The organism is Novosphingobium sp. RL4 (genome assembly GCF_035658495.1).
Lineage (GTDB): Bacteria > Pseudomonadota > Alphaproteobacteria > Sphingomonadales > Sphingomonadaceae > Novosphingobium.
The window spans coordinates 2,141,255-2,153,593 of sequence record NZ_CP141944.1 but is presented as its reverse complement, the minus strand read 5'-3'; the positions used below and the strand labels follow the sequence as shown (position 1 = coordinate 2,153,593).

Below are 12,339 nucleotides of genomic sequence, written 5' to 3'. Positions count from 1 at the left end.
ATCCTGTCATGCAGACCCGTTTTGCCGCCATCCGGCAGCAACTAGAGGATTTTACACCCGCAGCCGGATGGCAGTCTTGGCTGTATGAATTCCTGCTGTTCGGGTTCAAGCAAGGCTGGGCCTGCCTCTATGGCGGCGTCTTGCTGGCGCTGCTGGTAGCCACTCACCTGTTCTACCCAGCCGATGCAGCGCTGGCCCGCTACGACTTCCTGACGCTGGCCGCACTGGCAATCCAGGTGGCCATGCTCGCCTTGCGGCTGGAGACCTACGACGAGGCGAAAGTGATCCTCGCCTTCCACGTCGTGGGCACGGTGATGGAGCTGTTCAAGACCGCTTACGGATCCTGGCAATATCCTGAGGCAAGCCTGCTGCGGATCGGCGGCGTGCCGCTGTTTTCCGGCTTCATGTATGCCGCCGTGGGCAGCTATATCGCCCGCGTCTGGCGGATCTTCGACTTTCGCTTCACCCGCTACCCGCCCATCCCCGCCACATGGCTCCTGGCGATCGCCGTCTATGTGAACTTCTTCGCCCACCACTGGCTGCGCGACATCCGGATCGGACTGTTCGCGGCGCTGGCCGTCCTTTTCGCGCGCACTCGCATCCGCTTCCGGGTCTGGCGTGCGGACCGCTGGATGCCGCTCTTGCTGGGATGGCTGCTGGTCAGCCTGTTCATCTGGTTCGCCGAAAACCTCGGCACGTTCTCGCGCGCCTGGATCTACCCGGACCAGCAGTCCGGCTGGACACTGGTGCATCCGGCGAAGCTGGGGGCATGGTATCTCCTGATGTACATCTCGTTCGTACTGGTGGCCGCCGTCCACGGTATCCGCCGCCGAACCGAAGCGGCTTACGCGTCGTAAGCGGAAATGTACTCGAACATCACGGTAAGCGCGGCGCGATCTTCCGCGCTGATCTCGGGCCGCCAGACTTCGAACAGAAGGACGACGCGGTCCTGCGAACCATCGTTCCAGGCCTCATGCTCCATGCTGTCATCGAAGATGAGCAACTTTCCCTCTTCCCACTGACGCGTCTCGTTACCCACGCGGAACCGGCACCCCGCCGGAACGACGAGCGGCAAGTGACAGATCAGTCGCGTGTTCAGGAAGCCGGTATGGGCCGGAATATGCATGCCGGGCTGAAGGCGGGAAAACAGCGCCATCGGCGAGCGCCCCGTGACACGCGGGATGGGCGCATGTTCCAGCGCCGCCATCGTCCGGGGGCAACGTTCTGCTCGCCCGGCAACTGCTTCGCCGCCCCGCCACAGGTACCAGGCCCCCCACCGCGGATCTCCAACCATGGAATTCTGCTTGGCGGGCCGTCCCGGTTCGGATTCCACGTAGGGACGAAATGCACCGTCCTGCGCGAGTACGGCGAGCAGCTCTTCCCGGATCGCTTCCGTTTCCGCCTCTACGGCAGAAACCCAATCGAACTGCTCGCGTTCGTAATACTGGATTTGCGGCAGGCCCGGAAAATAGAAGCTTTGCGGCTGCTGGACGAAAACTTCCCGCTTGCCGGTCAGAATGTCCAGCGCCTCGGCGATCCGCGGACTTATCGAGACGCCGCCGATATCGTTGGCAAGGCGAGCGCGCAGTTCGTCTTCGTAGCGCGCGGAAAACGCCGCGATCTGTCGCTGCGCCTGCCCCAGTGCCGCTTGCAATGCAGGCGGCACCGACGAGAGACGCGAAGCGGCGTCCAGTGCGGCCTTGTAGAACGCGATCGCGGCGCGGCTGTCTCCGAGCCGGGTCCGCGAATCGCCCTTCAGGAGCAACGCGCCGATGTTGCGGGGATCGGCGGCGAGAACTCTTTCAAGCACCGCCTCGGCACCAGCCGGGTCCGAGGCCATGAGATGTGCCTGCGCAATCGAGAGCAACGGTGGGTCGGGTAGCGTGGCCAATGGTTCCAGAGCGGCCAGGGCGGCCCTGCCATCCCCGCGTTGCAAGGCCCTGACGGCGTCTTCGCGATATCGAGCGACCTGATTCGATGTAAGCTGCACCCCGCGTTTATAGCCGCCCGTTCGAACGTCACAATCGCACTGCCGGTTCTTCGAGCGCGAAGATTGACGAGGCGGGAGGGCGCGACCAGAAGTCACGGGGAATGGAGATGCTGCCGTGCTGCTGAATTTCGTCGACGAGCTGCGCGCCGCCGGTATTCCGGCCTCGCTCAAGGAGCATCTCGTGCTTCTCGAAGCGCTCGACCGCGGGGTGATCGAACAGACGCCGGAAGCCTTCTACTACCTCAGTCGCGCCATTTTCGTGAAGGACGAAGGCCTGCTCGACCGGTTCGACCAGGTGTTCCAGAAGGTCTTCAAGGGCGTTCTCACCGATTACGGCCAGCAGCCGGTCGAAATGCCCGAGGACTGGCTGAAAAAAGTCGCCGAGCGCTATTTCTCGCAGGAGGAAATGCAGCAGATCAGGTCGCTCGGTTCCTGGGACGAGATCATGGAGACGCTGAAGAAGCGTCTGGCTGAGCAGGAAAAACGTCACTCGGGCGGGAACAAGTGGGTGGGAACCAACGGCACTTCGCCCTTCGGCCATGCCGGCTACAACCCCGAGGGCATCCGCGTCGGCGGCGAAGGCGCGCACGGCCGTGCCATCAAGGTCTGGGAAAAGCGCGAGTTCGCCAATCTCGACAACACCCGCGATCTCGGCACCCGCAACATCAAGGTTGCCCTGCGGCGCCTGCGCCGTTTTGCACGCGAAGGTGCGGCCGAGGAACTCGACCTCGAAGGCACCATCCGGGGCACGGCGAAGCAGGGCTGGCTTGACGTGGTCATGCGGCCGGAACGGCACAATGCCGTGAAAGTGCTGCTGTTCCTCGATGTCGGCGGATCGATGGACCCGTACATCCAGCTCATGGAGGAACTGTTCAGCGCGGCCAGCGCCGAGTTCAAGAACATGGAGTTCTTCTACTTCCACAACTGCATCTACGAAGGCCTGTGGAAGGACAATCGCCGCCGCTGGTCCCAGCGCACGCCCACCTGGGACGTGCTTCACAAGTACGGGCACGACTACAAGGTGATCTTCGTGGGCGACGCCGCGATGAGCCCTTACGAGATCAGCCACCCTGGCGGTTCGGTGGAGCACATGAACGACGAAGCGGGGGCGGTGTGGCTGGGCCGTATCGCCCGGACCTATCCGGCAACGGTCTGGCTCAACCCCACGCCCGAGCAGCAGTGGGCCTACTCCAGTTCGACCCGGATGATCCGCGAACTGGTTGGCGGGGCCATGTTCCCGCTGACGCTCGACGGTCTGGACGGCGCCATGCGCGAACTCAGCCGAAAGAAAGCCTGACGCGGCATTGCCCGCATGAATAGAACGGGCAGAGGCAAATATCGCTGCGATTGTTGCACGACTGCATCACCATCCCAAAAACAACATGCCCGTCGCAATTCATGAAATTGTCGATTGAAAGCCGCCACGAGAGCCGCTAGCTGCGCGCTCGCTTCGGGCGCATAAAAATAAAGGTATTACAGTTCTTTAATCGGTAATTTGGCGAAGCGGGTGCGCTTCTCCAAAGGGGGAAATTATGAATTTTTATAAGTACGGCCTCGTGGCCGCAGCTCTGCTTGCCCAGCCCGCTCTGGCCGACGAGACCAAGCTCTCCGGTCTTCGCGCGGAAGCGCGCGTCGGTTGGGAAACGCCCACCGTCAGCGACGGCGACGTTTACAAGCTGGGCCAGTCTGTCTCGTTTGGCGGCGAGATCGGCTACGACCTTCCGGTCAGCACGAAAGTCACCGTGGGGCCTTACGTCAATTACGAATACGCCCGCTCGAAGGAATGCGACAGCGGCCTCTGCCTCGGTTCGGCCGGCAACTTCGCAGCCGGCGGCCGCATCGGCCTGAACCTGGGCACCCGTTCGCAGCTTTACGCCAAGGTCGGCTACGACCGCATGAAGCTCAAGGCGACCTTCGACGGTGACTCCGACTCCGAAACGCTTGACGGCATCCAGGGCGCGATCGGCTTCGACTACAATCTTTCCGCCGCCACTTATGTCGGCGTCGAATTCAACTATGCCGATCTCGGCAGCTTTGAAGGCGTGAACTTCCAGCGCCGCCAGGTCGCCCTGACCGGTGGCATGCGCTTCTAAGCAGCGCACCAATGGAGAGGGCTCCCGCTCGGGAGCCCTCGATCCTGTTTCAGCGATAGATCAGCAGGTCGGCGATCTCTTGGCGCCATGCCGCCTCGTCCGCTCCCGCGATCGCTTCGAGATCGGCCGGAACCGAGGCCGGATCCTCCACCCATTCACGCAGTGCCGGGCCGCCGTTGATAACGTCGATGGCCAGGCGATCGAATTCGTATTCGTAAGGAAAGTCGCGCCAGATCGCGTAGTCCGGATAGAGGTTCCGGATCGCCTTGAAGGCCAGCGCCTGCAGGCGCCAGGGCCGGAAGGCATGGTGATCGTAGAACGTGCCCTCGGCATGGATCATCAGTCCGCTGCACAGGGTTCCGGCATGTTTGTGGAACGTCGGTTCGAACCAGCATTCCCGCAGCGCGCAGCCGGCCAGCCATTCGGGCGCGATACGCTCCATTTCGGCAAGAACGGCCCTGGCATCGACGTCCGGCGCGCCGAACAGCACTTCGAGCGGGCGCGTGGTCCCGCGTCCCTCCGAGAGCAGTGCGCCTTCCAGCATTACCGTGCCCGCATAGGCGCGCGCCATGTTGAGATTGGCCGCGTTCGGGCTCGGGTTGATCCAGATCCGGTCCTGCGGCCAGCCGAAGCCCGGACCTTCCGGTTCCCAGCCATCCATGGCGATCACGCGGTAGTCCACGTCGAGACCGAAGCGGCGCACGAACCAGTGCCCCATCTCGCCCAGCGTCAATCCGTGACGCATCGGCATAGGACCGGCGCCGACGAAGCTCTCCTGCCCAGCTAGCAGGATCGTGCCCTCCACCGGGCGCCCCGCCGGGTTGGGCCGGTCAAGCACCCAGACGGCCTTGCCCTGCTCCTGCGCCGCTTCGAGCAGATAGAGCAGTGTCGTCACGAAAGTGTAGATGCGGCAGCCGAGGTCCTGGAGGTCGAACAGGAACACGTCCGCACTCGCCATCATCTCCTCGGTCGGCCGGCGTACTTCACCGTAGAGGCTGTAGACCGGGATACCGTAAGTCGGGTCGAGCTCGTTCGCCGTCTCGACCATGTTGTCCTGCTTGTCGCCCTTGAGCCCGTGCTGCGGCCCGAACGCGCTCGTCACGTTGACGCCGGCGGCGATCAGCGCGTCGAGCGAATGAACCAGATCCTCGGTTACCGAGGCGGGATGGGCCACGAGGGCGACACGGCGTCCTTCGAGAGCAGCGCGCAGTTCAGGGTCCGCCAGCAGGCGATCGATGCCGAATTTCATGAGGCGGTGGGTGCCGCAAGCTCAAGCGTGAAGCAAGACGGATCGTGGAAGTCGGGCGCATCTGCCTTGTGGGCAAGTGCCCAGTAGCTTTTCACGCCGCCCTCCTCCTCGATCACCGCCGTGAAGCCGCAGCGCAGCGGGCCTTCCGGAAGGCCGCCCGCCGGAATGGCGGCGTCGAACACGGCGATGTCGGAACCCTTGCGCATCGCGCATTCCGGCTCGCGGGGCATCGGCCTTTCGGCCATCCCCTCGCGGCGACCCGAGAAATCGTAAACGTTCCAGCGCTCCGACGGCGAAAGATTGAACTCGGTATAGCCCGCGGCTTGCGCGGGTTGCAGGAACAGTTCGAAGCAGGTGGTGCGCCAGAGTTCGTCCGCCCTGCCCTTGCCCGCGAAGGAGGGCACCACGAGCTTGCCGGCGCCGAGGATGCGCCAGCGAACCCGCAGCCAGGCGGTGTCGAAGCCGATTACGCGGGTTTCGATGGAACGGACGAGGGTGGAGGGGTGCGCCGGGTGGCGGGTCAGGTCGGCCATGCCTGTTCGGGTAGAAGGTGAGCCGGGGGGCTGGCAATGCGGATTCGGCCGGATGCCCGCGGCAGGGCGACCAACCGCTTCATCTTGGGCGCCGTGCGTGCTACGCGCGCCGCTCTAGATCCATCCAAGCCAAAGAAGCACTGGGCCATCATGACCTACAATTCCTCCCTGCTCCGCCTCCTCGACGAGCGCGGCTACATCCACCAGATGACGGACGCGGAGGGCCTCGATGCCCTGGCGGCGAAGCAGGTCGTGCCCGGATATATCGGCTTCGACGCCACCGCCGCGTCGCTCCACATCGGCAGCCTCGTGCAGATCATGATGCTGCGCCGCCTCCAGCAGGCCGGCCACAAGCCGATCGTGCTCATGGGCGGCGGCACCACCCGTATCGGCGATCCCACCGGCCGCGACGAAAGCCGCAAGATGCTGAGCGACGAGGCGATCGAGACCAATATCAAGGGCATCTTCTCGATCTTCTCGCGCCTGCTGAAGTTCGGAGACGGGCCGACCGACGCGGTCATGGTCAACAACCACGACTGGCTCGGGCAGCTCGGCTATATCCAGCTGCTTCAGGAAGTCGGCACGCATTTCACCGTAAATCGCATGCTTTCGTTCGACTCGGTGCGCCTGCGCCTTGAACGCGAGCAGCCTATGACTTTTCTCGAATTCAACTACATGATCCTGCAGGGTTACGATTTCCGCCACCTTTCCAGGGAAATGGGGGTGGCGTTGCAGATGGGCGGCTCCGATCAGTGGGGCAACATCATCAACGGCATCGAACTGACCCGCCGAATGGATTCCAGGGAAGTCTTCGGGATCACCACGCCGCTGCTCACCACAGCCGACGGCGCCAAGATGGGCAAGTCGGCGGCCGGTGCGGTCTGGCTCAACGAGGACATGCTGCCCTCCTACGACTTCTGGCAATACTGGCGTAACTGCGACGACCGCGACGTCGGCAAGTTCCTGCGCCTGTTCACCGACCTGCCGCTGGACGAGATTGCACGCCTCGAAACGCTCGAAGGCGCCGCGATCAACGATGCCAAGGTCGTCCTCGCCAACGAAGTGACCAGGCTGTGCCGCGGCGAGGACGCAGCCGTCACCGCCGAAGCGACCGCCAAGGCCACTTTCGCGGGCGGCGGGCTCGGACAGGATCTCCCCACGCTCGAAGTGACGGGCGAGGGCGTGCGCCTTGGTTCGGCGCTGACCGACCTCGGCTTCACCGCCTCCAACGGCGAGGCCAAGCGCAAGATCGGCGAAGGCGCGGTGAAGCTGGACGACGTGACGATGGACGATCCGGGATATCTGATCGCGATCCCCGCCGGCGAAACCCGCAAACTCAGCCTCGGCAAGAAGAAGCACGCCGTGCTCAAGGGCGCCTGAACCACCGTTCCACAGCCCTTACGCAGTTCTACTCACAAGAATGCCCCGGTTCCCCTAACCGGGGCATTTTAACGTATATGCGGCACGTTCGACCGCCGCATACCGCGCAAAAGTGAACAGGTTTACCGTTTCTTTGCCATTTCGATGCACCGTTGTCGCTCACAGTCACAACACCATCATGAGGCATTTAGAGATGACTGCAGGAGCGCAGCTCACTGTAACCGACAAGCGTCGCGCGGCACGGCACCCCGTCGATTACAAGGTGATTGCTGAACATCGCCAGCTCGGCGACCTCCATCTGCACATCGTCAATCTCTCTGCGCAGGGCTTCATGGCGCAAGGCGAACAACCGCTCGAACGCGGCGAACGCCTGGTCATGCGCCTCCCGGTGATCGGCCGGATCGAGGCCCATCTGATCTGGGCTCACGAAGGCCGCGCCGGCTTCCAGTTCGAGCGCATCATCCGCATCGACGACTTCCTGAAGCTCGTTGATACGGTTCAGCCGAACCCGCGCCTGCGCCCGCGCCGCTAAGGCTTGGCTGCCGGCGCCGCGATCAAGGGCGCCATTTATCCGGGAATTTCAGAACGAAACTCCATTCATCGCGCGTATGAAACGCCTTGTCGTCGCGAAACATTTCAGCATTGATATGTTATATCCTCGCAATTAGCCGGTTGAGCATGACGCTCCCAACCGCCCGAATCGCCCTGCTGGTGACTGCCAGCGCCCTCTCCTCGACGCTCGCCGTCATGCCCGGCACCGCTGCGGCACAGACCGGCTCACCCGCGCCGAGCGCGGCGGCCGACACGGACGGGCATCCGCAGGAAAACGGCCCGGAAATCATCGTCACCGGCCGCCTGATCTCCGGCAATGCCGATCCCATCGCCGCGCCGGTCGTGCTCTCGGGCGAGGCGCTGACCCGTGACCTCAAGCCGCAGATCGGCGAAATGCTTGCCAGCCTTCCGGGCGTTTCCAGCACCGGCTTCGCGCCCGGCGTGTCGCGCCCGGTCTTGCGCGGCTTTGACGGCCCGCGCGTGCAGGTGCTGCTGGACGGCATCGGCTCGCTCGACGCATCTTCCGTCTCGGCAGACCACGCCGTGTCACTCGACACGCTCAACGTGGACCGGATCGAGGTCCTGCACGGCCCGCGCGTGCTGCTCTATGCCAGCGATCCTTCGGGCGGCGTCGTCAATGCCGTGGACAATCGCATCCCGCGCAAAGTGCCGGACAAGGCCTTCAGCCTCGATGCTCTGGGCTCGTTCGGAACGGCCGCGAACATGGTCAACGGCGGCGTTGCCACCGATATCCGGCTCGCCAGCCGCCTCGTGGCGCACTTCGACGCTTCCTATTACCACAGCGACGACCTCCACGTCGGCGGCTACGTCCTGTCGCCGGAACTGCGCGCGCAGGCCCTGACGCAGGCTGGCGATCTTGCCGATGCAGGCGATCTCACCGGCGCGGCCACGCTGACCCAGCAGGCCAACCAGCGCGGCAAGATCGCCAACAGCGGCACCGAAGGCTGGACGCTGGGCGGCGGTCTCGCATTCATCGACGACGGCGGCGACATCGGCATCTCGGTGCAGCGCCTCGCCAACGACTACGGCATTCCCCCGCGTCCCTCGGCCGATCCCGAAGCAACCAGTATCTCGCTGCGCCAGACCCGCGTGGACCTTCGCGCCGGGCTGAACCTCGAAGGCTTCCTCAAGCGCCTCGAACTGCGCGGCGCCTATGGCGACTACGAGCACGCCGAGATCGAGGATGGCAACATCGGCACCCAGTTCCACAACAAGGCTGTGGAAGTGCGCGTCCAGGCGGACCAGGCAAAGCGCGGCATCTGGAGCGGCTCCAGCGGCATCCAGTATTCGTCCGCCCGGCTCGACATCAGCGGCGACGAGATGCTGCTGCCCGACAACAACACCGACCGCTTCGCCGTCTTCACGCTGCAGCACCTCGAAGTGGGCCAGTTCGACCTCGAAGGCGCGCTGCGTTACGAAAACACGCGCATCCGCACGATCCCGGCCGACGAGAAGCGCAATTTCGACCAGTATTCGGGCGTCGCCGGTATCGCCTGGCACCCGATCGACCATGTCACCCTTTCGGTGAACTATTCGCACGGCGAACGCGCGCCCTCGGCCGAAGAACTCTTCGTCGACGGCCTGCACGACGCCACCCAGTCCTACGAACGCGGCAATCCTGACTTCAAGGTCGAGCGCAGCAACGGCATCGAGGCTGGCATGCGCTATAACGGCGGCGACGTGGCGGGATCGGTTACCGTGTTCGGCACCAACTTCTCGAACTTCATCACTGCCGTGCCAACCGGCGAAGTGATCGAGGACTTCCCGGTCTACCAGTATCTTCAGGCCAGCGCCCGCTTCCGCGGTATCGAGGCCGAGGGCGGTGTAACGTTCGCGCACTGGGGCGGCGACAAGTCGATCAAGGCCGATGGCGGCGTCGATTATACCCGCGCGCGCCTGGTCGACATGGGCCCCGTGCCGCGCATCCCGCCGCTGCGCGCGCGCGGCGGCCTTGAGTTCGACTCCTCCGCCTTCACCCTTCGCGGCGAAGTCGAATGGAACGCGAAGCAGGACCGCGTGACCGAAAACGAAAACCCGACGAACGCCTTCACGCTGGTGAACGCCAGCGCGACCTGGCGTCCGTTCGGCGAACAGGGCCCGCTCTCGCTCATCCTCGCCGCGGACAACCTGCTCGACGTCACCGGGCGCCTCGCCGCTTCCGAAACGCGCGACTTCGTGCCCATCGCCGGACGCGACGTGCGTATCACCGCGCGCTTTACTTATTGATCCAAAACATAACCTATCGTTCCGCATGAGCGGCATGTCTTGGCAATGCTTTGACATGCTGCCATGCAGCGATCCGTGAGCACGATCCAGCCCCCCAGCCCGTCCGCCCCGAGTTCCGGGCCGGAACCTTCCTCGCCCCTGCGCATCGCCGATTATCGCAAATTCTGGCTCGCCCGCTTTGCGGTCGTCTTCGCCTCTACCGGCATGGTCGTCATCATCGGCTACCAGCTCTACGACGTGGCCCGCACCGACTACGGCATGTCGATCGCGGAAGCCTCGTTCCAGCTCGGCCTGCTGGGCTTTGCACAGTTCCTTCCGATCTTCCTGCTGACCCCGGTGGCAGGCGTCATTGCCGACCGATTCGACCGGCGGAAGGTTGCGGGTCTCGCCATGGCGGTCGACATCCTCGTCGCCATCGGCCTGGCCCTCGTCACCGAACTCGATCTGCGCAGCCTGCCGGTCCTTTACGTCTTCGCCGCGCTCCACGGCATTGCGCGTGTCTTCGTCAGCCCGTCGATGACCGCGATCGCGCCGAACATCGTTCCCACCAGCCTCATTCCCCGCGCGATCGCCTTCAACTCGATCGCCATCGAGGCCGGAACGATCATCGGCCCGGCCGCCTTCGGCTTCCTCTTCGCGCGCCACCACGCAACGCCGTACTGGATCGCTGCCGCGCTCATGGCGGTGGCCGCCTTCAGCATCACCAGCATCCGCAATCTGCCGCCGGTTCCCAAGGATGCGCGCCGGGATCATCCGATCCGCCAGATCGTGGACGGCTTCCACTTCATCTGGCGCGAGCGCTTCCTGCTGGGCTGCATCACGCTCGACCTTTTCGCAGTGCTGCTCGGCGGGGCGACCGCCCTGATGCCCGTCTTCGCACGCGATATTCTCCATGTCGGCCCGGAGGGCCTTGGCCAGATGCGCGCTGCAACCGCTGCCGGTGCCGCCATTGTTGCGCTCTGGCTCTCGTTCAGGCCGCTGGCCAAAAACGTCGGCGTGAAGATGCTGCTGTCGGTTGCGGCTTACGGTGCGATGACGGTGGGCTTCGGTCTTTCGCGCAGCTTCGTGGTGTCGCTGGGCTTCCTCGCCATGCTCGGCGCGGCCGACATGATTTCGGTGTTCATCCGCAGCTCACTGGTCCAGCTGCGCACGCCGGACGACAAGCGCGGCCGCGTTTCGGCCATCTCCGGCCTTGCCATTTCTGCATCGAACGAGCTGGGCGAGATGCAATCCGGAGTGGCCGCAGCCCTGCTTGGCGCCACCGGGGCTGTTGTCTTCGGCGGCGGCGCTGCCATAGTCATTACCGCAATCTGGGCCTGGAGCTTTCCGGAGATCCGCCGTGCCCGTACCTTCGCACCACGATGGGAGCATGAGACATGAAGGCCGACAGCATCCTCGCCACGATCGGCAATACCCCGCATATCCGCCTATCACGGCTGTTCCCCGACCATGAAGTCTGGGTAAAGGCCGAACGCACCAATCCCGGCGGATCGATCAAGGACCGCATCGCGCTGGCCATGATCGAGACTGCGGAAGCCGAAGGCACGCTCAAACCCGGCGGCACGATCATCGAGCCGACTTCCGGCAATACCGGCATCGGCCTTGCCATGGTTGCTGCGGTCAAGGGCTACAAGCTCGTGCTGGTCATGCCCGAATCGATGTCGATCGAGCGCCGCCGCCTCATGCTCGCCTATGGTGCGACCTTCGATCTCACCCCGCGTGAAAAGGGCATGAAGGGCGCCATCGAGCGCGCCAGGGAACTCATCGAGACCACGCCCGGCTCGTGGATGCCGCAGCAGTTCGAGAATCCGGCCAACATCGCAGTCCACGTGAAGACGACCGCGCAGGAAATCCTTGCCGATTTCGCCGAAACGCCGATCGACGTGCTGATCACCGGCGTGGGCACCGGCGGCCACCTGACCGGCTGCGCGGAAACGCTCAAGCTGACCTGGCCCACGCTCAAGGCCTATGCCGTCGAACCTACCCTCTCCCCGGTCATCTCGGGAGGCCAGCCTGGGCCGCACCCGATCCAGGGCATCGGTGCCGGCTTCGTGCCTGCCAACCTGCACACCCAGTCGATCGACGGTGCGCTTCAGGTCGATCCGGCGGATGCCAAGGAATGGGCACGCCGCTGCGCCACCGAGGAAGGCATGCTCGTCGGCATCAGCTCGGGCGCAACGCTTGCCGCCATCGCGCAGAAGCTGAAAGAATTGCCTGCTGGCAGCCGCGTACTCGGCTTCAATTACGACACCGGCGAACGCTACCTGTCGGTGCCGGACTTCCTGCCGGAGTGAC

General features: G+C 64.2%; 11 protein-coding genes. 8 read left to right on the top strand and 3 right to left on the bottom strand.

Annotated features, from left to right (window positions below; all coding sequences use genetic code 11):
* Window positions 1-8 precede the first annotated feature (8 nt).
* The gene (locus U9J33_RS10445) at window positions 9-857 is read left to right on the top strand and encodes a DUF817 domain-containing protein (RefSeq protein ID WP_324695031.1); all 849 of its coding nucleotides are present in this window, start codon (window positions 9-11) and stop codon (window positions 855-857) included.
* On the opposite strand, the gene U9J33_RS10440 is transcribed toward U9J33_RS10445, so the two are convergent.
* Window positions 845-1,840: an aspartyl/asparaginyl beta-hydroxylase domain-containing protein gene (locus U9J33_RS10440; protein WP_324695029.1), complete on the bottom strand. Its 996-nt coding sequence runs from the start codon at window positions 1,838-1,840 to the stop codon at window positions 845-847. The genes U9J33_RS10445 and U9J33_RS10440 overlap by 13 nt on opposite strands.
* A gap of 265 nt (window positions 1,841-2,105) precedes the next feature.
* Here U9J33_RS10440 and U9J33_RS10435 point away from each other — a divergent pair, with 265 nt between their 5' ends.
* Both U9J33_RS10435 and U9J33_RS10430 read left to right on the top strand, forming a co-directional pair.
* Window positions 2,106-3,287, top strand: a complete 1,182-nt coding sequence (locus tag U9J33_RS10435; RefSeq protein ID WP_324695027.1) for a vWA domain-containing protein — start codon at window positions 2,106-2,108, stop codon at window positions 3,285-3,287.
* Between the two features lie 235 nt (window positions 3,288-3,522).
* A complete protein-coding gene (locus U9J33_RS10430) occupies window positions 3,523-4,083 on the top strand; it encodes an outer membrane beta-barrel protein (protein WP_324695025.1) in 561 nt (186 codons plus the stop codon).
* Window positions 4,084-4,132: 49 nt separating this feature from the next.
* Here the strand turns inward: U9J33_RS10430 and U9J33_RS10425 are convergent, their stop codons facing one another.
* Together U9J33_RS10425 and U9J33_RS10420 are read right to left on the bottom strand one after the other, a co-directional pair.
* On the bottom strand, window positions 4,133-5,332 hold the full coding sequence (locus U9J33_RS10425) for a DUF1343 domain-containing protein (RefSeq protein ID WP_324695023.1): 1,200 nt from the start codon (window positions 5,330-5,332) through the stop codon (window positions 4,133-4,135).
* Window positions 5,329-5,865 carry a DOMON-like domain-containing protein gene (locus tag U9J33_RS10420; protein ID WP_185997447.1) on the bottom strand — a complete coding sequence of 179 codons (537 nt, stop codon included), beginning with the start codon at window positions 5,863-5,865 and terminating at the stop codon, window positions 5,329-5,331. The genes U9J33_RS10425 and U9J33_RS10420 overlap by 4 nt, the downstream gene beginning before the upstream one ends.
* Before the next feature lie 150 nt (window positions 5,866-6,015).
* Here U9J33_RS10420 and tyrS point away from each other — a divergent pair, with 150 nt between their 5' ends.
* The 5 genes from tyrS (at window position 6,016) to cysK (ending at window position 12,338) form a co-directional block, all read left to right on the top strand.
* On the top strand, window positions 6,016-7,245 hold the full coding sequence (gene tyrS, locus U9J33_RS10415; RefSeq protein ID WP_185997448.1) for a tyrosine--tRNA ligase: 1,230 nt from the start codon (window positions 6,016-6,018) through the stop codon (window positions 7,243-7,245).
* Between the two features lie 193 nt (window positions 7,246-7,438).
* Entirely contained in the window at window positions 7,439-7,777 is a 339-nt protein-coding gene (locus tag U9J33_RS10410; RefSeq protein ID WP_324695020.1) for a PilZ domain-containing protein, read from the top strand.
* 146 nt (window positions 7,778-7,923) lie between these two features.
* On the top strand, window positions 7,924-10,044 hold the full coding sequence (locus tag U9J33_RS10405; protein WP_324695019.1) for a TonB-dependent receptor: 2,121 nt from the start codon (window positions 7,924-7,926) through the stop codon (window positions 10,042-10,044).
* 63 nt (window positions 10,045-10,107) lie between these two features.
* Window positions 10,108-11,424, top strand: coding sequence for an MFS transporter (locus U9J33_RS10400; protein WP_054438843.1), 1,317 nt, complete (start codon window positions 10,108-10,110; stop codon window positions 11,422-11,424).
* Complete coding sequence (gene cysK, locus U9J33_RS10395) at window positions 11,421-12,338, top strand: cysteine synthase A (RefSeq protein ID WP_185997451.1); 918 nt, start codon at window positions 11,421-11,423, stop codon at window positions 12,336-12,338. Before U9J33_RS10400 ends, cysK begins: the two co-directional genes overlap by 4 nt.
* Window position 12,339 lies beyond the last annotated feature (1 nt).